Raw genomic sequence first — 19,471 nt, forward strand, 5'->3', positions numbered from 1 at the left:
GGGTCGCAGTCCCAGTGGTGTCAGGGGAAGATCGGGCGGGGGAAAGGCACGGCGGTCAGGCGCCGATGAGCTTGGCGAACTTCTCCTCGTACGCCGTCTCTTCCTTGGCGCTCAGCGAGCGGAAGGCGTGCGATCGGGACGCCATCTCCTTGTCCGGGAGGATCAGCGTGTTGGAGGCCATCGCCTTGTCGATCTTGGCGAGTTCGTCGCGGACACCGTCGACCGGGCAGACATAGTTGATGTACGCGGCAAGCTGGGCGGCGACCGGTGGCTCGTAGTAGTAGTCGATGAGCTTCTCGGCGTTGGTCTTGTGCCGCGCGTTGGCGGGGACCAGCATGTTGTCGCTGGACGTGATGTAACCGGCGGCCGGGATCGCGAACTTGATGTCCGGGTTCCCCGACTGCAGCTGGATGATGTCGCCGGCCCATGCGATGCAGGCGGCGAGGTCGCCCTTGTCGAGGTCCGCGGTGTAGTCGTTACCGGTGAAGCGGCGGATCTGCTTCTTGTCGACGCCCTTCTGGATCCGGCCGATCGCGGCGTCGAAGTCGGCGTCCGTGAACGAGCCGGGGTCCTTGCCCATGTCGAGCAGGGTCATGCCGACGGAGTCACGCATCTCGGAGAGGAACCCGACCCTGCCCTTGAGGGAGGGGTCGTCGAGCAGTTGCGTGATGGAGTCGACCTTGCGCCCGCCGGTCGCCTTGGAGTTGTAGGCGATGACGGTCGGAATGCCCGTCCAGGGGTACGAGTGGGAGCGGCCCGGGTCCCAGTCGGGGGTGCGGAACTGGGCCGAGAGGTTGGCGAAGGCGTGCGGCAGGTTCGTCGGGTCGAGCTTCTGCGCCCAGCCGAGCCGGATGATGCGCGCGGCCAGCCAGTCGGTGACGATGATGAGGTCCCGGCCGGTGTCCTGGCCCGCGGCCAGCTGCGGCTTTATCTTGCCGAAGAATTCGACGTTGTCGTTGATGTCCTCGGTGTACTTGACCTCGATCCCGGTGCGTTTCGTGAACGCCTCCAGCGTGGGCCGGTGCTTCTCGTCCTCACTGACGTCCATGTATTCGGTCCAGTTGGAGAAGTTGATCTGCTTCTCCTTGGCCGAGTGGTCGTCCGAAGCCGCTGCGGCGTCCCCTTCCCGCTTCGCCGGCGGGATGCCGCAGGCGCTCAGCGTCCCCAGTCCGCCGAGCGCGAGCGCGCCCATACCGGAGGCGCGGATGAGTGAACGCCGGGTGAGGGCGCCCCTGCCGCTGGTCAGACTGCGCCGCATCGCGGCCAGCTGCGCCGCGGAGAGGTGCTCGGGCTCGTACTGCTCCATGCGCGTTGCCCTTTCGGGTGGGAATGGCCGAGGTCGGCCGGGCTATCGGTCCCCGAAGATCGTGCGGTGCCAGTCCTTGCGGGCTACCGCGGTGTTGTCGTACATCACATGCTTGACCTGTGTGTACTCCTCGAAGGAGTACGCCGACATGTCCTTGCCGAAGCCGCTGGCCTTGTATCCGCCGTGCGGCATCTCGCTGATGATCGGAATGTGGTCGTTGACCCAGACGCAGCCCGCCTTGATCTCACGGGTGGCGCGTCCGGCGCGGTAGAGGTCGCGGGTCCAGGCGGAGGCCGCGAGTCCGTAGGGGGTGTCGTTGGCGAGCGCGATGCCCTCGTCGTCGGTGTCGAAGGGCAGCACCACCAGGACCGGGCCGAAGATCTCCGACTGGACGATCTCGCTGTCCTGGGCGGCGCCCGCAATCAGCGTCGGGCGGTAGTAGGCGCCGTCCTCGAGGTCACCGCCCGGGGCCTCGCCGCCGGTGACGACCGTGGCGTACGCACGGGCGCGCTCGACGAATCCGGCGACCCTGTCCCGCTGGGCGTGGCTGATCAGCGGGCCGAGGTCGGTCGACGGGTCGAAGGGGTCGCCGAGCCGGACGGTCTCCATCAGTTCGGCGACACCGCGGACGAAGGCGTCGTGGAGCGGGCGCTGGACATAGGCGCGGGTGGCGGCGGTGCAGTCCTGACCGGTGTTGATGAGCGCTCCGGCGACCGCACCGTTGACGGCGGCTTCGAGGTCGGCGTCGTCGAAGACCAGGAAGGGGGCCTTGCCGCCGAGTTCGAGGTGGAGCCGCTTGACGGTGGCGGTGGCGATCTCGGCGACCCGCTTGCCCACGGCGGTGGAGCCGGTGAAGGAGGTCATCACGACGTCCGGGTGGCCGACGAGGTGCTCGCCGGCGTCCTTGCCCGCGCCGGTGACGATGTTGATCACGCCGTCCGGGATGCCGGCCCCGGTGGCGGCCTGCGCGAACATCAGCGAGGTCAGCGGGGTGATCTCGGCGGGCTTCAGCACGATCGTGTTGCCTGCCGCGATCGCCGGGAGGATCTTCCAGGCGGCCATCTGGAGCGGGTAGTTCCAGGGGGCGATGGAGCCGACGACGCCGATCGCCTCGCGGCGCACGTACGAGGTGTGGTCGCCGTCGTACTCACCGGCGGACCTGCCCTCCAGGTGGCGGGCGGCGCCCGCGAAGAACGAGGTGTTGTCGACGGTGCCCGGCACGTCGAACTCGGTGGAGAGCTTGACCGGCTTGCCGCACTGGAGCGACTCGGCGTACGCGAAGTCGTCGGCCTGTTCGGCGAGTACGGCGGCGAAACGGTGCATCGCCTCGGACCGCCCTGCCGGTGTGGCGCCCGACCAGCCGGGGAAGGCCGCGCGGGCGGCGGCGACGGCCGCGTCGACATCGGCGGTGCCCGCCAGTTCGTACCGGTAGACGGTCTCGCCCGTCGCCGGGTTCACGACCGCGTGGCTGCGTCCCGATGTGCCGGACCGCAGTTCTCCGTCGATGTACTGGGCGCCGTCCGCAAAGCGGTCCTGCACCTGGAAACCGTTGCCCATGACGCTCTCCTCCGCCGCTGTCCCCGTCAGCCGGGGCGGCGTAGCTTCTGCACGAATTGAGTGCCGATCCTGACAGAGGAGGTCCATCCCAACAAGTGATTCCGTTGTTGCCTTTTGGTTACGCAACGGAATCTGTCGACCATGTGTCGCGTCGCCCCGGAAATCCCCGGACGGAATGTCAGTGGCGGATGCCACACTCGCATGCCATGGAACACATGAACGATCTCGTGGCACGGACCCGCCGCGGTGAGCGGGTGAAGTACCTGCGGTTCTGGGGGCATCGCCCGCTCCCGGACGGGCGGATCGGCGCGAGCTGTCTCAGCCAGTGGTGGCCGTCGCCGTTCACCGTCGACGGCGTGACGTACGCGTCGGCCGAGCACTGGATGATGGCCGGCAAGGCGCGGCTCTTCGGCGACGAGGAGGCGGAGCGCCGCGCCGTGTCCGCGAGCAGCCCCGCGGCGGCGAAGAAGGAGGGCCGGCTGGTCCGCGCCTTCGACGGCGCGGTGTGGGAGCGGGAACGGTTCGCCCTGGTGGTGGCGGGCAACATCCACAAGTTCGGCCAGAACGCCGGCCTGCGGGAGTTCCTGGTGAACACCGGGGACCGGGTGCTCGTCGAGGCCAGTCCCGTGGACCGGATCTGGGGCATCGGGCTGGCCGCGGACGATCCGCGGGCGGAGGACCCGGCGAGCTGGCGGGGGCTGAACCTGCTGGGGTTCGCGCTGATGGAGGCCCGCGAAGAGCTGCGCACCACAGGAAACGGACTGCGGGGCGGCGGGGTCTGACCCACCGCCCCGCAGTCCGCGAGCGTCCTGGCCGCTACCGGGCGGCGACCGGGACCAGGGATGTCATCGCGCGTCGTCGACGACCAGGGACGTCCCGTAGGGGTCGTCGTAGTAGGTGTCGTCCTTGAAGTCGTCCATGTGCGTGGCGAAGAGCCAGATGAGTCCTCCGATGATGACGACACCGATGGCTATGCCGATGGACCCCAGGATGACCCCGGCCAGCGCCTGGCCGGCGTTGTCCGCCTCGCCACGTCCGACCCGCTTGCGGCCGATGATGCCGAAGATCAGCGCGAGCGCGCCCAGGATGAGACTGGGGATGCCGTACACGCAGAACAGGCAGACGGCCAGGATCCCGAGCACCATCGCCGCCGTGCCCATGCCGTTCGAGGGCGCTGCGCCCCATGCGGGCTGACCGCCGTAGCCGGGGTACCCCGGGTAGCCGCCGTACGGTGCCGACGGTGCGGCCGGGTAGCCGTACTGCCCCGCCGGCGGCGGACCTGCCTGGCCCGGGCCGTTCGGGGCGACCGGCGGCGGGGGCACGTCCCCGGGGGCCTGGCCCTCTCCGGTGCCCGGTGCGCTGCCGAACCCGGGCGTGGGGCCCGCCGCGGCGGGCATCGACGTGACGGTCTGCTGGTCGTGCACGGCAGGCGGGCGCGGGTCACCGGCCGGCTTCTCCAGCGGCACCCTGCTGTCCGGCGGAGCCCATGGATCGCGTGGCGCGGCCCCGTCCCCCGGCTGCTCTGTGTTCTCTGACATGGTCCTCCCCCATCGTGGTCCCGTCATGCTACGGCCCGCTCCTGCAGCCCCGGGACCGGCCTACGATGATCCCCGTCCCGCACCCGGCCGCCACGCGCCCGGGCCGCTCGAACCGCATGTCCCGGAGGATCCGATGACCGATCTGCACCCCTTCATCGCGGGGCTGCCCAAGGCCGAACTGCATGTCCACCATGTCGGATCCGCCTCGCCCCGCATCGTCGCCGAACTGGCCGCCCATCACCCGGACTCCAAGGTCCCCACCGACCCCGAGGCGCTGGCCGACTACTTCACCTTCACCGACTTCGCCCACTTCATCGACGTGTATCTCTCCGTCGTGGACCTGATCCGCACCCCGGAGGACGTCCGGCTGCTGACCTTCGAGGTCGCCCGTGACATGGCCCGCCAGAACATCCGGTACGCGGAGCTGACCGTCACCCCGTTCAGCTCGACCCGGCGCGGCATCCCGGAGCAGGGCTTCATGGAGGCCATCGAGGACGCCCGCAAGGCCGCCGAGGCCGAGCTCGGGGTCGTACTGCGCTGGACGTTCGACATCCCCGGTGAGGCCGGGCTGGAAGCCGCGGAGGAGACCACCCGGCTCGCGGTCGGCCTGCGGCCCGAGGGACTCGTCGCGTTCGGGCTCGGCGGCCCGGAGATCGGCGTGCCCCGCCCGCAGTTCAAGCCCTACTTCGACCGGGCCATCGCCGAAGGACTGCACTCCGTCCCGCACGCCGGGGAGACGACGGGCCCACAGACCATCTGGGACGCCCTGAACGACCTGCGCGCCGAACGCATCGGCCACGGCACCAGCGCCACCCGGGACCAGCGTCTCCTCGACCACCTCGCCGAGCACCGGATTCCGCTGGAGGTCTGCCCGACCTCGAACATCGCGACCCGCGCGGTGACCGACCTCGACCTCCACCCGATCAAGGAGATGGTGGACGCCGGCGTGCTGGTCACCATCAACAGCGACGACCCGCCGATGTTCGGGACGGACCTCAACAACGAGTACGGGGTGGCGGCCCGTCTCCTCGGCATGGACGAGCACGGGCTCGCCGCACTCGCGAAGAACGCGGTGGAGGCGTCGTACCTCGACCCGGCCGGCAAGCGGACGCTGGCCGCCGAGATCGACACGTACACGACGAACTGGCTGGAGCGCACCGCCCGGTGACGGGGGCGGTGACAATGGCCCCATGGCCACCTCTGTCACCGCCGTGGCTCACCGCGGCGATCCGTACCGTGTCCGCGAGAACACCCTTCCGTCGATCCGCTCCGCCATCGAACGCGGGGCGGACGCGGTCGAGGTGGACGTGCGGGTCACCCGCGACGGAGTGCCGGTCCTGCTGCACGACGCCACTCTGGAGCGTTTGTGGGGTGACGACCGAAGGCTGGACCGGCTCACGCACCAGGAGCTCGTCGAGGCGACCGCGGGCGGTGTGCCCACCCTGCGCGATGCGCTGCTCACCGCCGGAACGCACCGCCTGATGGTCGATCTGCCCGGCTCCACGGACGATTCGGTGCGCAGGACGGTCGGTGTGGTCCGCGAGTGCGGGGCCGGGGAGCGTACGTACTACTGCGCGGGCCCCGAGGCAATGCTGCGGGTGCGCGCCGCGGATCCGGCCGCCGAGATCGCCCTGACGTGGACGACGCTCGCCCCGCCCCGTGCCGGGCTGCTGGACGCGGTGAAGCCGCGCTGGCTGAACTACCGGTTCGGTCTGGTGAGCCGGGAGCTGACGGACCAGGTCCACCGGGACGGGCTGCTGGTCTCCGCCTGGACTGCCGACACCAAGCACACCATGCGCCGCCTGATCGAGCAGGGCGTCGACTCGATCACCACCAACCGGGTCGACGCCCTGCGCGGCCTGCTCGCCGCCTCTCCTGCCCGCCGCACTCCCTGATCGATCCGCCGGGTCAGCCGGCTGCGGCCGGCACCGGGTCCGTCGCCGGACCGGGTGTCCGCGACAGGGTCTCCAGGCGCTTGATCATCCGGCGGAGGACTAGCAGCGGGATCACTCCGATGACACCGAACGACATGTCGATGACCGTCCACCAGAAGGGAATGTCCCGGATCGGCCCGCAGATCAGCGCGAGCGGAATGATGCCCGCGCAGGCGATCATGCCGAACTCGACGACCCAGATGTTGCGGACCGGGTCGCGGTACGGACCGTAGAAGGCGACCGCGATCACGAGATGCGCGAAGGCCAGCCAGTCGGTGCCGTACAGCACGAAGGGGTACGACGCGTCAGCCTCGTCGAGACCGGTCCGGACCCGGGTGATCCACTCCATCAGGGCCGGGAAGTGCTCGGGCACGGGCGAGGCCGAGGACTTCAGCAGGTCCTCGGCCCAGTGGAGTTCATGGACGAGCGGGAAGGCGGTCAGCCCGCTCAGCACCAGACAGACGACAAAGACGGCAACCCACACGCGTATGCGCCTCAACAGGGCTCTTCGCTCGCTCATGCCGGCAGCGTACGCCGGTGTTTACGCGCTCATTGCTCCGCCTGCGACCAGGACCGCTAGTTGCTCAGGCAACGAGCGTGACCTGCGCTGATGCCAAGTAGCTTCGGCTGCTGGAGGCACGGAATCAGAGACCCGCAGCGCACTGACGGTCTCGGGAAGGTCTGCGGCCTGCCGTGCAGCCATCAGCTCGTGGTGCAGCGCCCAGTCGTCGACACGTAGCACGGCACGCAGGTCGAGCCAGAAGGACTTGGGCTGAGCTTGTTCTTTAACCCTTTCGGCGTTCAGGGACTGAATTGGATTCAGAGTTTCAGTGGTCCGAAGGTGCCGTCTCGGAACGTGAAGACGGTTGGCTCGGTGTCGAACTCCTCCCGGAAGTACCCGCTGTAGCCAGGTTCTTCGACGTGGGGTGCGAGCAGGTCCAGGACGGTGTAGAGGTCACCCATCATGTCGTCGAGCCAGAGGTTGCGGCTGAACAGTCCCCATGCGTGGAGCTCACCACCGGGCGTGAAGCCTCGGGACTGGCGGAGAACGAGTTCAGACCGTACGGAAATCCTCTTGCTCAATGGTCAATAATCGTTGACCATTGGGGGCATGCCTACCGACGATCCTCCCGAGACGTTCCACGTCACCACTGACGAGCAGCTACGCGCTGTCTCCAATCTCACGCGTCACCGGATCATGGCCGTGCTCCGCTTCGAGCCCGCGACGATCACGCAGATCGCCGAGCGGGTGGGCCTGGCGAAGGGGAGTTCCAGCTATCACGTGCGGCTGCTCGAGCGGGCCGGCCTGGTGAAGGTGGTACGGACGCGGAAGGTCCGGGGGGTCACCGAGCGGTACTACGCAATGGCCGCGCAGGCGATCGTGCTGCCGGATCCGGGCGCGGGAGGGCCGGATGTGCTGATGCGGCATGCGGTGGCTGACCTGGAGGCGGCACCGGCGGAGAGCGAGCGGCACGTACGGATGGCGCATCTGCGGCTCACCGGGGAGCAGTTCGCGGAGCTGGGGGCGCGGCTGCAGGCACTGGCGGACGAGTACCGGGAGCTGTCCGATCCGTCGCTGCCGGACGCGTCACTCGTCTTCGCACTGTTCCACCCGGCACCGCGCGAGCAGGCCGAAGGGGACGCCAAGTGACCTCAGACGTTCGGAAGTTGCCGACCGGGTTCGGACGGCTGTGGACCGCGCAGACAGTGTCCTCGCTCGGTGACGGGGTGACCCATGCCGCGCTGCCGCTGCTCGCGTTGACGTTGACGCGGGATCCGATGGCACTCGCCGTCGTCACGGCCGCCGGGACGCTGCCGTGGCTGCTCTTCGGGGTGCTCGGCGGTGCGCTGGTGGACCGCTGGGACCGCCGGCGCACGATGTGGGTCACGGACGCGGCGCGGGCGGTGCTGCTCGCGATACCGGCGGCAGCGGCCGCGCTCGACGTGCTGAGCATTCCACTGCTCGCGGCCGTCGCCTTCCTGCTCGGCCTCGGCGGACTCTTCTTCGACACTGCCGCCACGGCCTATCTGCCGGATCTGCTCGGCCGCGACCCCGCGCTCCTGGAACGCGCCAACTCCCGCCTGCGCGGCACCCAGACCGCCGCGTCCGGCTTCGCGGGGCCGCCCGCCGGCAGTGCACTGCTCGCGCTCGGACGGGCGGTTCCGCTGCTCGCCGACGCGGTGTCGTTCGCGCTCTCCGCCCTGCTCGTACGGTCGCTGCCCACCGCACCCCGGCCCGTACCGCAGGCCCGTGAGTCGCTGCTGCGGCAGGCGCGGGCCGGCGCCTCGTACGTATTCCGGGATCAGTTGCTGCTCGGGCTCGCGCTGCGTCCGGCGGTCGGGAACATCGCCTTCCTCGCCGTGGAGACCGTACTCGCCCTCTTCGCGCACGATCGTCTCGGCATCGACACCTTCGGCTTCGGCCTGCTCCTCACGGCGGAGGCCACCGGCGGCCTGCTCGGCGCGGGCATCGCCTCCTTCCTCGGTCGACGACTCGGCACCGGCACCGCGCTGACCTGCACGGCCGCAGTCGAAGGGCTTGCCATCCTGGGGCTTGCCGCCGCCCCGAATCCGTACGTGGCCGGGCTCGCGCTCGCGGTCTGCGGGGCCGGCATGGGCGCCACGATGGTGCTCGGACCCTCCCTCCGGCAGGCGATCGTCCCGGCCCATCTGATGGGCCGGGTCGCCTCCACCTCCCGCATGCTCGCCATGTGCGCCGCCCCGTTCGGCGCCTTCCTCGGCGGCTGGCTGGCCACCACATACGACATACGCACCCCGCTCTACACCGCCGCCGGCCTCCTCCTCACCATGACCACCGTCACGGCAACCATGACCAGCAACCGCCGGGTCGACGCGGCACTGCGTAGCGCTGCCCCGACCAGTGGTCCAGGTCGTCCGGCATCCGACGATCCCGTCCGGGAGGATGCACCCGAATCGCTGTGACGCTTTCGCGAAAGGTGTCACGAAAATTTCGGGGTGCGGGTCGACCAGCGGGTCGCCGTCGTGCCGGCACCACCGCTCCGCCCGCTGCCGGAGGCTCAAGAGGGCGAAGCACAACGGGAGCGGGAAGAAGCTGAGGGCGAGGCCCACGGCGGTCGCTCGTGAAACAGCGGCGCCTGCGAGGGACATGCGGCTGGTCGCACCACCCTTCCACGCGCCTCAGAGGCCGACCACGGCGTTCCATTTCTTGGCGAACTCGGTGCGCTCCTCGGACGTGATGTCGCGGGCGATCGCCAGCCGCCGGCGCATCGCGTCGTCGGGGAAGATCAGCGGATCCTCGGCGAGGGCGGCGGTCTCCTCGTCCTTGGCGGACGCCAGCACCTCACGCGCGGCCGGGACGGGGCAGACGTAGTTGACCCAGGCAGCGAGCTCCGCGGCGACCTCGGGCTCGTAGTAGTGGTCGATCAGTTTCTCGGCATTGCGCTTGTGGCGGGCGAGGTTGGGGATCATGAGCGATTCCGCCCAGAGCTCGGCCCCCTCCTCGGGCACCACGAACTCGATCTCCGGGTTGTCCGCCTGGAGCTGGATGACATCGCCCGAGTAGGCCTGGCAGGCGAGCACATCGCCGGTCGACAGGTCCTTGATGTAGTCGTTGCCGGTGAAGCGGCGGATGTGCTTCTTCCTCACCAGCTTCTCCACCTGGTCGCACGTCGTGTGGAAGTCGTCCCGCGTCCAGCGGGTGATGTCGACGCCGTTGCCCTGCATGAGCAGGGCGAAGGCCTCGTCGAGCCCGGACAGCAGAGTCACCTTCCCTCGCAGGTCGGCCGCCCAGAGATCGCTCGTGTGCTTGACCTCGCGGCCGAGCTTCCTGCGGTTGTACGCGATGCCGGTGATCCCGGACTGCCAGGGGACGCTGTGTGTCCGGCCCTCGTCGAAGGCGGGCGAACGCAGCTGCGGGTCCAGGTACTTGGCGACGTTGGGCTGCGCGGCCCGGTCCATCTCCTGCACCCAGCCCAGCCGCACGAACCGGGCGGCCATCCAGTCGCTGATGACGATCAGATCCCGGCCGGTCTGCTGATGGTTCATCAGCGCCGGGCTGACCTTCCCGAAGAACTCGTCGTTGTCGTTGATCTCCTCGGTGTACGTGACGGAGATCCCGGTGCGTTCGGTGAACGCGTCGAGGGTGGGCCGCCGTGACTCATCCTCGTCGTCGGTGTCGATGTACAGCGGCCAGTTGGCGAAGTGCAGCGTGTGGTCGGTGGCGGAGAAGTCGCGCCCGGCGCGGTCACCGGGCTGCACGTACGCAGCGGGCACTCCGCAGCCGGCCAGCGCGGCACCGGCCGTACCGGCACCGAAGGCGCGCAGCAGGGACCGGCGGGACATGGGGTTCCTCGGGATCGCTCGCACCTGCGCAGGATGCCGGTCGGCGGGTGCGGCGGACAATGGACCATTCGTCCAGCGGCGCGCACCGCGCCCGCACACCCTGTCGATACCGCGTCAGAAGCGGGCTCCGGCACGGAAACGGCCCCGGGCCGGAGCCCGGGGCCGTCACCACACGCATGTCGGATCAGTCGCCGAGCGACGTCATGACGTGCTTGATGCGCGTGTAGTCCTCGAAGCCGTACGCGGAGAGGTCCTTGCCGTAGCCGGACTTCTTGAATCCGCCGTGCGGCATCTCGGCGACGAGCGGGATGTGCGTGTTGATCCACACGCAGCCGAAGTCCAGGCTCTTGGACATCCGCATCGCGCGGGCGTGGTCCTTCGTCCACACCGAGGAGGCGAGGGCGAACTCGACGCCGTTGGCGTACGCGACGGCCTGTGTCTCGTCCGTGAAGGACTGGACGGTGATGACCGGGCCGAAGACCTCGTTCTGGATGATCTCGTCGTCCTGGCGCAGGCCGGAGACGACGGTCGGGGCGTAGAAGTAGCCCTTGTCGCCGACCCGGTGGCCGCCCGCCTCGACCTTGGCGTGGGCGGGGAGCCGCTCGATGAAGCCGCTGACCTGCTTCAGCTGGTTGGCGTTGTTGAGCGGGCCGTACAGCACGTCCTCGTCGTCCGGCAGGCCGGTCTTCGTGTCGGCGGCGGCCTTGGCGAGCGCGGTGACGAACTCGTCGTGGATCGACTCGTGGACGAGCACGCGGGTCGCGGCCGTGCAGTCCTGGCCGGCGTTGAAGAAGCCCGCTACGGAGATGCCCTCGACGGCCTTGGCGATGTCGCTGTCCTCGAAGACGACGACCGGGGCCTTGCCGCCGAGCTCCAGGTGGACGCGCTTGACGTCCTTGGAGGCGGACTCGGCGACCTGCATGCCGGCGCGTACCGAACCGGTGATGGAGGCCATCGCCGGGGTCGGGTGCTCGACCATCGCACGGCCGGTCTCGCGGTCGCCGCAGATGACGTTGAAGACGCCCTTGGGGAGGATCTCGCCGATGATCTCGGCGATCAGCACGGTCGACGCCGGAGTGGTGTCGGAGGGCTTGATGACGACGGTGTTGCCCGCGGCGAGCGCCGGGGCGAACTTCCAGACCGCCATCATCATCGGATAGTTCCACGGCGCGACCTGCGCGCAGACGCCGACCGGCTCGCGGCGGATGATGGAGGTCATCCCCTCCATGTACTCACCGGCGGAGCGGCCCTCGAGCATCCGGGCCGCACCCGCGAAGAAGCGGATCTGGTCCACCATCGGCGGGATCTCTTCGGTGCGGGTCAGCTCGAGCGGCTTGCCGGTGTTCTCGGACTCCGCGGCGATCAGGTCCTCGGCACGCGCCTCGAACGCATCCGCGATCTTCAGCAGGGCCTTCTGGCGCTCGGCCGGCGTGCTGTCGCGCCAGGCGGGGAAAGCGGCGGCGGCGGCGGCCATGGCGGCATCGACATCGGCCTGCCCGGAGAGCGGCGAGGTCGCGTAGACCTCTTCCGTCACCGGGTTGACCACGTCGATGGTCCGCCCGTCCGCGGCGTCCCGGAACTCTCCGTTGATGTAGTTGCGCAGACGGCGCACCTCGGTGGTCACAACCACCCCTCCTGTCGACACATCCAATGGGTGAGATGTCCAGCCTAGTCGCAGGGGTAACGCTTTCGACATACCCAACCGCCGTGAACTTCGGATTCAGTGATATCCAGTCCTGGAAACAACGAATTTCATTGATTCAGGGTTGCCAGACAGACGACTCCCGGTGCAGAGTGGCCCCGTGGCCAGTCGCAGCGCAGACTCCAGGACCGGGAACGGATCATCAGCGGTCGATGCCGTCTCCCTCGCAATCATCGAGCAGCTCCAGGAGGACGGGCGTCGTCCGTACGCCGCGATCGGCAAGGCTGTCGGCCTCTCCGAAGCGGCCGTACGGCAGCGCGTTCAGAAGCTGCTCGACCAGGGCGTGATGCAGATCGTCGCCGTCACCGACCCGCTCACCGTGGGGTTCCGGCGCCAGGCGATGGTCGGCATCAATGTCGAAGGCGATCTCGATCCCGTCGCGGAGGCGCTGTCGGCCATGGCCGAGTGCGAGTACGTGGTGATGACCGCGGGCTCCTTCGACCTGATGGTGGAGATCGTCTGCGAGGACGACGACCACCTGCTGGAAACGATCAACAAACGCATCCGGGCCATCCCCGGAGTGCGCTCCACCGAGAGCTTCGTCTATCTGAAGCTCAAGAAGCAGACCTATATGTGGGGAACCCGATAGCCGTGAGCAAGGACCTCAGCCGAACCGCGTACGACCACCTGTGGATGCACTTCACCCGCATGTCGGACTACGAGAACGCGCCCGTTCCCACCATCGTGCGTGGCGAGGGCACCTACATCTACGACGACCAGGGCAAGCGCTACCTCGACGGCCTGTCCGGGCTGTTCGTGGTCAACGCCGGTCACGGCCGTCATGAGCTCGCCGAAGCGGCCTACAAGCAGGGTCAGGAACTGGGCTTCTTCCCGGTCTGGTCCTACGCCCACCCGAAGGCCGTCGAGCTCGCCGAGCGCCTCGCGGACTACGCGCCGGGCGACCTCAACAAGGTCTTCTTCACCACCGGTGGCGGCGAAGCCGTCGAAACCGCCTGGAAGCTCGCCAAGCAGTACTTCAAGCTCAAGGGCAAGCCGACCAAGTACAAGGTCATCTCCCGCGCAGTCGCCTACCACGGCACCCCGCAGGGCGCCCTGTCGATCACCGGTCTGCCGGCCCTGAAGGCCCCGTTCGAGCCGCTGGTCCCCGGCGCGCACAAGGTGCCGAACACCAACATCTACCGCGCCCCGATCCACGGCGACGACCCGGAGGCCTTCGGCCGCTGGGCCGCCGACCAGATCGAGCAGGAGATCCTCTTCGAGGGACCGGACACGGTCGCCGCGGTCTTCCTCGAGCCGGTGCAGAACGCCGGCGGCTGCTTCCCGCCGCCGCCCGGGTACTTCCAACGCGTGCGCGAGATCTGCGACAAGTACGACGTGCTGCTCGTCTCCGACGAGGTCATCTGCGCCTTCGGCCGCCTCGGCACGATGTTCGCCTGCGACAAGTTCGGCTACGTGCCGGACATGATCACCTGCGCCAAGGGCATGACCTCGGGCTACTCCCCGATCGGCGCCTGCATCGTCTCGGACCGCATCGCCGAGCCGTTCTACGAGGGTGGCAACACCTTCCTGCACGGCTACACCTTCGGCGGCCACCCGGTCTCCGCGGCAGTCGGCCTCGCCAACCTCGACATCTTCGAGCGCGAGGGCCTCAACCAGCACGTCCTCGACAACGAGAACGCGTTCTTCAGCACGCTGCAGAAGCTGCACGACCTGCCGATCGTCGGCGACGTCCGCGGCAACGGCTTCTTCTACGGCATCGAGCTGGTGAAGGACAAGGCCACCAAGGAGACCTTCACCGACGAGGAGACCGAGCGCGTCCTGTACGGCTTCCTCTCCAAGGCGCTGTACGAGAACGGTCTGTACTGCCGGGCCGACGACCGCGGTGACCCGGTCGTCCAGCTCGCCCCGCCGCTGATCTCCGACCAGTCGACGTTCGACGAGATCGAGTCCATCCTGCGGTCCGTTCTGACGGAGGCCTGGACGAAGCTCTGACCCGGCCGTGATCCGGCCTGTGGGCCGATCGGCCGGTCGACCACGGATCGACCGACCGATTGACCACGGCCGGATCACCGCCCGGACTGCTTCCAGCAGTCATTTCATACGGTTCACGCGGCCCGGATGCGCCCATTCGAGTGGGATGGAGCGCACCCGGGCCGCGTGCTGCCGTCCCGCCGTGGTTCACATCCTTACGGTGCCGAGTGACCGATCGGCCCCCTCTTCGTTCCCCCGTACAGGGGACGGGAATTCTGATCTGAACCGAGGTGTACGCCATGGTGGCTCCGCCGGACAACGATGTGATCTGGGCGCGTTCCCTGCACCACACCCACAGCGGCTCGCCCGCGCTCGGCGGGATCTCCCTGGAGGTCCGCGACGGCGAGATCCTCGCAGTGACCGGACCGCGGGCCAGTGGCAAGACAACTCTTCTGCACTGCCTCTCCGGTCAACTGGTGCCCCAGCAGGGCGAGGTCTGGTTCAACAGTGTCCCGGTCCACACCATGGGCCCCCGGCTGCGCGAGCGGCTGCGCCGGGACCGGTTCGGCTGGATCGCGTCGGAACCCCAGCTCGTACCCGAGCTGAACACCTGGGAGAACACGGCGCTGCCCCTGCTGCTCCGCGGAACCCCCCACCGGGTCGCGAGGAAGGCCGCCATGGAGTGGCTGGAGCGGCTCGACATCGGCATGTGCGCCAAGAAGCGGCCTCACACCCTGCCCCAGGGGCAGCGCCAGCGGGTCGCCGTGGCCCGTGCGCTGGCCGGATCACCCACGGTGATCTTCGCCGACGAGCCGACCGCGACACTGCACCGCACCGACCGCACCCATGTGCTGCGGACCCTGACGAGCGCGGCTCGCTCGCACGGCATCACGATCGTGCTCGCCACCCATGACGCGGAGGTCGCCTCGCTCGCCGACCGTGCGGTCTCGCTGTTGGACGGCCGTCGCGTCACCACCGTCGCCCTGCCCTCCGTGTCCGATACGGAAGGCCGCGCGGCGTGCTCGCTCTCCGTCTGACCCGCGGCCACCCGCTGGTCCTGATGCGGCGGCTGCTGGTCGCGGCCGCCTCCGCCGGGGTCGGCTTCCTTCTGCTGTGCACCCTGATGTACGCGTCGACGCATCCCGCGTACTCGACCACCGCGGTACTGCGGCTGCTGTGGTGCTTCGTACCGCTGGCCGCCACCGTGCAGTTCGCGGTCGCGGTGGCCCGTACGGATCCCGCCACGCGTCCGCGTTCGGCGCTGTCCGCCGTCGGTCTCGGCCCGGTCCGGCTCAGCATGGTGGCCGCCCTCTCCACCGCCGTGTCCTGCACCCTCGGGTCGATGGTGGCGCTGCTCGTCTTCCTGCATCTGCGCGGCGACCTGACCGGGCTGCCGTTCGACGGTGCGGCTACCCACCTGGTCGGCGCGGGAGCACCGTTGCCGGTGGCCGCCGCGCTCGTCCTGCTGGCGCTGGTGCCGGTCACCGCGGCGACGACGTGCGCGGTGGCGTTCCTTGCGCGGTCGGCGAGCCGCACCAAGGCGGCCACGGGCGCCGGCCGGGCCGCCTTCGCGGGCGAAGCCGCCGGCGCGGGCGAAGCCGCCGGCGCGGGCGAAGCCACCGCCGTGGGCGAGGCCGAGGACACGGCGGAGGCGGATGTCACCGACAACACCGGCAACCCCGACGTCGGCGACTGCGTCGAACCGGCGATTCCCGCTCCCGCCGCGCCCCCGACGGGGCTGCCCTGGGGCGTCGCGCTGACCGCAGTGGGTCTCGCGGTCGAGGCGTACACGAGCCGCACCACCCCGGGCAACCCGTTCCCGCTGCCCGGCAGGTTCGACTCCACCCCGGCCGCCGTGCTGGCCGGCTGGACGCTGACGGCGATCGGCCTGGCCATGGCCGGCCCCGGTCTGACCCATCTGTGCGGGCGGGCACTGCAGTCGGTGCGCCCCGGAGTCGTACGCCTGCTGGCCGGCAGGATGCTGATGACGGAGGCGAGCAGGATCGGCCGTCCGCTCGGCGTGGTCTGCGCGGTGCTCTCCGCGGTGATCGCCGCGTACGCGCTGTACGGGACGGGACCGCGCCCCTTCGGTCCGCTCACCGCTCTGGGCGCGGTGCTGGTCCTGGGCTGCACGGCGGCCACCCTGCTGGCCTCGGCGCTGGAGGCGAAGCAGGCCCGGGCGCAGACGGCGCAGGCGCTGCGGCGGCTCGGCGCGCCTGCCACGACACTGCGTGCGGCCACGGCCCTGCGCGCGGTGGCGCTGCTGGTCGTCTTCGCCCCACTGACCTGGCTGATCGCGGAGCTCGCCGCGCTTCCGCTGACGGGCTGAGGGCGCTGACCAGACGGGGAATGCGCCCGCACGGACTCCACCGTGCAGGCCGGCCGGGTACGTAGCATGACGGGATGGACAACCCGGACGACAGCATTCCCGCACCCGGCATCGAGATCGAGTCGCTCGCCGAATTCGACGCCGCGGTCGCCTCGGGACCGCTCACCGGACATCGTGTCCAGTCCGTCGACCTGACGGACCGCAGCGCCGCGCTGCTCGCCGCCGACACGTCCGGCGCCGTCTTCCTCGGTTGCCGGTTGACGCCCGACGCGGTGGCGAAGGTGCGGGCCGAGGGGGCGTTCGTCTTCCCGCCCGTGCCGGGGCTGCCCTTCGACCCGTACCGCGGGCTGCTCTACTCCCCCGATGCGCTCTACGAGGGGCTCGCGGCCGGGGGCTACGAGGCGACGCCCGACGCCCGCGCCTACCACTGGTTCCAGCGGACCCGGGCGAACGGCGACACCTTCGCCTCGATGCTGCGGGCGCTCCACGACGACGCGGTCTCCGACGCACTGGACGAACTTCTCACCGGGGCCCGGGTGGTCGGGGTGATGGGCGGTCACACAACGGCCCGCGGCAACCCCGCGTACGCGGCCGCGGCCCGGCTGGGCAGAACGCTGACGCGCAGTGGACTGACGGTGGCCACCGGTGGTGGCCCGGGCGCGATGGAGGCGGCGAACCTCGGCGCGTACGCGGCTCCGCATCCCGATCCGATGCTGGACAAGGCCTGCGAACTCCTGGCGGCCGTACCGTCGTTCACCCCATCGGTCACCGACTGGGCGCGGACCGCCTTCGCCGTGCGGGAGCGGTGGCCGGACGGCGGCGGGTCGGTCTCGATCCCCACCTGGTTCTACGGTCATGAACCGCCGAACCCGTTCGCGGACCACATCGCCAAGTACTTCACCAACGCGCTCCGCGAGGACGGGCTGCTCGCCCGGTCCGGGGCGGGCGTGATCTTCCTGCCGGGCGCCGCCGGAACCGTACAGGAGATCTTCGACAACGCGACGCCGAACTACTACGGCTCACGCGGCGCGCCGACGCCGATGGTGCTGGTCGGCATCGCCCACTGGACGGACGAACTGCCCACCTGGCCGCTGCTCAGGGCACTCGCCGAAGGCCGGCCGATGGGTTCCCGGATCGCACTCGTCGACACGGTGGACGAAGCCCCCGAGGCACTCGCCCGGCTGTCCGCCCCGTAAGGCCCCGCTCCCACATCATGCCGACGGCGTCAGACCGCCGCGAGCCGGTTCTCCAGCGCGTCGAAGAACGCCTCCCAGCCGTCCTCCGCCGCCGCATACTGCTCGGCCGTGAGGTTGCCTCCGCGCTGCTGGAAGACCATCTCGGTGGCCTTGCGGCCGTGGTCGGCAAAGGTGACGGTGACGATCTCGCCCTCGATGTCGGCGGGCGCGCCGGCGTCCTTCAGCGTGAAGACCAGCCGTTCCGGCGCGACCACCTCGCGGTAGACACCGTGGAACGGCATCTCGGTGCCCGGCACCACGATGACCAGGCTCCACTCGCCGCCGGGCCGTACGTCCATCGCCACCCGGTCGAGCGGTACCTCGGCGTCGCCGCCGTACCAGGCGGCGAAGTGCTCGGGGGTCGTCCAGGCCCCGAAGACGCGTTCCCGCGGGGCGTCGAGGACGCGGGTGATGTCGATGCCCTCGCGTGCCGTTCCAGTCATGGTCGCTGTCCTTTGCGGAGTCGGTACGGATCTTCCGGATGAGATGTTCCCCAAAACCGGCAAAACAGCTCATACCGGACCACTGTGGCGGTCCGGCCTCTCCGCGGCGTCGCCCGCGGCGCCGGGCGACCGCGCGTGTTCAGCCGGCGGCGGGCAGGACCACCGTCTCCGAGGCGTCGAACGTCACGCCCACCGCCGCGCCCTGCTGAGGCGTGTCCCGCAGCGGGCACTCCGCCTCCAGGACCGGGCCCGCCCCGGGGTGCAGGGTCACGGCGACATGGTTGCCCCGGAAGGTGCGGGCGCCGACCGTGCAGCGCAGGCCGTCCGCCGGGGCGCCGATCCGTACGCCCGCCGGACGCACCAGCAGAGCGCACGGGCCCTGCGGCGACCCGTCCGGCACCGGGACCCTGCCCCACGCCGTGGCCGCGGCAGCGCCCGTGACCGTCGCGTCCACCACATTGTCGAAACCGAGGAACCGCGCGACGAACGCGGATGCGGGGCGCTGCCAGACCTCCAGCGGGGTACCCACCTGGGCGATGCGCCCGTCACGCATCACGACGACCCGGTCGGCGAGGGCGAACGCCTCGCCCTGGTCGTGGGTGACGGCGAGCACCGTCGTACCCAACCGGGTGAAAAGCGTGCGCAGTTCGACCACCAGACGTTCGCGCAGGCTGCGGTCGAGCTGGCCGAGCGGTTCGTCGAGCATCAGCAGCTTCGGTCGCGGGGCGAGCGCCCGCGCGAGGGCGACGCGCTGCTGCTCGCCGCCGGACAGCGCGGCGACCGCCCGCCGTTCGGCGCCGGGCAGGCCCACCAGGTCGAGGAGTTCGGTGACCCTGCCGTCCTGGTCGCCGCGGTTCACGCCGTGCATGCGCAGTCCGAAGGCGACGTTGGCGCCGACGTCCCGGTGCGGGAACAGCTGATGGTCCTGGAACATCAGCCCCAGGCCGCGCCGGTGCACGGGAACCCCGGACTGGTCGACGCCGTCGAGCAGCACCCGGCCGCCGTCCGGCGGGTGCAGTCCGGCGACCACCCGCAGCAGCGTCGACTTGCCGCTGCCGCTCGGCCCCAGCACACAGACGATCTCGTGGTCGGCCACCTGCAGATCCACCGCGTCGAGCGCCGCCCGCTCCCCGAAGAGGACCGTGGCGGCTTCAAGTGTCAGCATGTCCAGA

At 69.9% G+C, this 19,471-nt stretch carries 20 protein-coding genes; 10 read left to right on the top strand and 10 right to left on the bottom strand.

The features are described 5' to 3' along the window. Positions 1–55: 55 nt before the first annotated feature. Positions 56–1,306, bottom strand: coding sequence for an ABC transporter substrate-binding protein (locus OG878_RS12180; protein WP_328886819.1), 1,251 nt, complete (start codon positions 1,304–1,306; stop codon positions 56–58). Positions 1,307–1,348: 42 nt separating this feature from the next. Then, positions 1,349–2,863, bottom strand: coding sequence for a gamma-aminobutyraldehyde dehydrogenase (locus OG878_RS12185; protein WP_328886820.1), 1,515 nt, complete (start codon positions 2,861–2,863; stop codon positions 1,349–1,351). Positions 2,864–3,078: 215 nt separating this feature from the next. Between OG878_RS12185 and OG878_RS12190 the strand changes: the two genes are divergently transcribed. Beyond that, a complete protein-coding gene (locus OG878_RS12190; RefSeq protein ID WP_443049251.1) occupies positions 3,079–3,645 on the top strand; it encodes an NADAR family protein in 567 nt (188 codons plus the stop codon). Positions 3,646–3,708: 63 nt separating this feature from the next. Here the strand turns inward: OG878_RS12190 and OG878_RS12195 are convergent, their stop codons facing one another. Continuing rightward, positions 3,709–4,401 carry a DUF4190 domain-containing protein gene (locus OG878_RS12195; RefSeq protein ID WP_328886822.1) on the bottom strand — a complete coding sequence of 231 codons (693 nt, stop codon included), beginning with the start codon at positions 4,399–4,401 and terminating at the stop codon, positions 3,709–3,711. A gap of 133 nt (positions 4,402–4,534) precedes the next feature. Between OG878_RS12195 and OG878_RS12200 the strand changes: the two genes are divergently transcribed. Both OG878_RS12200 and OG878_RS12205 read left to right on the top strand, forming a co-directional pair. Then, a complete protein-coding gene (locus tag OG878_RS12200) occupies positions 4,535–5,569 on the top strand; it encodes an adenosine deaminase (RefSeq protein ID WP_328886823.1) in 1,035 nt (344 codons plus the stop codon). Positions 5,570–5,591: 22 nt separating this feature from the next. Next, positions 5,592–6,296 (top strand): glycerophosphodiester phosphodiesterase, encoded by a 705-nt coding sequence (locus OG878_RS12205; RefSeq protein WP_328886824.1) that lies wholly within the window; start codon positions 5,592–5,594, stop codon positions 6,294–6,296. A gap of 13 nt (positions 6,297–6,309) precedes the next feature. Here OG878_RS12205 and OG878_RS12210 read toward each other — a convergent pair whose 3' ends face one another. Genes OG878_RS12210 through OG878_RS12220 form a run of 3 tightly spaced genes read right to left on the bottom strand, consistent with a single transcriptional unit; the run spans position 6,310 to position 7,418 of the window. Beyond that, positions 6,310–6,855 carry a hypothetical protein gene (locus OG878_RS12210; protein WP_328886825.1) on the bottom strand — a complete coding sequence of 182 codons (546 nt, stop codon included), beginning with the start codon at positions 6,853–6,855 and terminating at the stop codon, positions 6,310–6,312. A gap of 21 nt (positions 6,856–6,876) precedes the next feature. Further along, positions 6,877–7,158: a DUF6308 family protein gene (locus OG878_RS12215; RefSeq protein WP_328891214.1), complete on the bottom strand. Its 282-nt coding sequence runs from the start codon at positions 7,156–7,158 to the stop codon at positions 6,877–6,879. Continuing rightward, entirely contained in the window at positions 7,155–7,418 is a 264-nt protein-coding gene (locus OG878_RS12220) for a hypothetical protein (protein WP_328886826.1), read from the bottom strand. Before OG878_RS12220 ends, OG878_RS12215 begins: the two co-directional genes overlap by 4 nt. Positions 7,419–7,446: 28 nt before the next feature. On the opposite strand from OG878_RS12220, the gene OG878_RS12225 reads away from it, so the two are divergent. Further along, a complete protein-coding gene (locus OG878_RS12225) occupies positions 7,447–7,986 on the top strand; it encodes an ArsR/SmtB family transcription factor (protein ID WP_328886827.1) in 540 nt (179 codons plus the stop codon). Next, entirely contained in the window at positions 7,983–9,278 is a 1,296-nt protein-coding gene (locus OG878_RS12230) for an MFS transporter (RefSeq protein WP_328886828.1), read from the top strand. Before OG878_RS12225 ends, OG878_RS12230 begins: the two co-directional genes overlap by 4 nt. Positions 9,279–9,494: 216 nt before the next feature. Here the strand turns inward: OG878_RS12230 and OG878_RS12235 are convergent, their stop codons facing one another. Beyond that, a complete protein-coding gene (locus OG878_RS12235; protein ID WP_328886829.1) occupies positions 9,495–10,658 on the bottom strand; it encodes a polyamine ABC transporter substrate-binding protein in 1,164 nt (387 codons plus the stop codon). 184 nt (positions 10,659–10,842) lie between these two features. Further along, positions 10,843–12,282 (bottom strand): gamma-aminobutyraldehyde dehydrogenase, encoded by a 1,440-nt coding sequence (locus OG878_RS12240; protein WP_328886830.1) that lies wholly within the window; start codon positions 12,280–12,282, stop codon positions 10,843–10,845. A gap of 178 nt (positions 12,283–12,460) precedes the next feature. Here OG878_RS12240 and OG878_RS12245 point away from each other — a divergent pair, with 178 nt between their 5' ends. From OG878_RS12245 to OG878_RS12265, 5 genes are all read left to right on the top strand, one after another. Next, complete coding sequence (locus OG878_RS12245) at positions 12,461–12,949, top strand: Lrp/AsnC family transcriptional regulator (RefSeq protein WP_328886831.1); 489 nt, start codon at positions 12,461–12,463, stop codon at positions 12,947–12,949. Further along, a complete protein-coding gene (locus OG878_RS12250) occupies positions 12,934–14,313 on the top strand; it encodes an aspartate aminotransferase family protein (protein ID WP_328886832.1) in 1,380 nt (459 codons plus the stop codon). The genes OG878_RS12245 and OG878_RS12250 overlap by 16 nt, the downstream gene beginning before the upstream one ends. Before the next feature lie 278 nt (positions 14,314–14,591). After that, on the top strand, positions 14,592–15,329 hold the full coding sequence (locus OG878_RS12255; protein WP_328886833.1) for an ABC transporter ATP-binding protein: 738 nt from the start codon (positions 14,592–14,594) through the stop codon (positions 15,327–15,329). After that, complete coding sequence (locus OG878_RS12260; protein WP_443049096.1) at positions 15,311–16,621, top strand: hypothetical protein; 1,311 nt, start codon at positions 15,311–15,313, stop codon at positions 16,619–16,621. Before OG878_RS12255 ends, OG878_RS12260 begins: the two co-directional genes overlap by 19 nt. A 74-nt stretch (positions 16,622–16,695) precedes the next feature. Then, the gene (locus tag OG878_RS12265) at positions 16,696–17,817 is read left to right on the top strand and encodes an LOG family protein (protein WP_328886834.1); all 1,122 of its coding nucleotides are present in this window, start codon (positions 16,696–16,698) and stop codon (positions 17,815–17,817) included. 29 nt (positions 17,818–17,846) lie between these two features. Here the strand turns inward: OG878_RS12265 and OG878_RS12270 are convergent, their stop codons facing one another. After that, complete coding sequence (locus tag OG878_RS12270) at positions 17,847–18,299, bottom strand: SRPBCC family protein (RefSeq protein WP_328886835.1); 453 nt, start codon at positions 18,297–18,299, stop codon at positions 17,847–17,849. Between the two features lie 139 nt (positions 18,300–18,438). Next, on the bottom strand, positions 18,439–19,464 hold the full coding sequence (locus tag OG878_RS12275) for an ABC transporter ATP-binding protein (protein ID WP_328886836.1): 1,026 nt from the start codon (positions 19,462–19,464) through the stop codon (positions 18,439–18,441). Positions 19,465–19,471 lie beyond the last annotated feature (7 nt).

This window comes from Streptomyces sp. NBC_00316 (genome assembly GCF_036158715.1).
Taxonomy (GTDB): Bacteria; Actinomycetota; Actinomycetes; order Streptomycetales; family Streptomycetaceae; genus Streptomyces.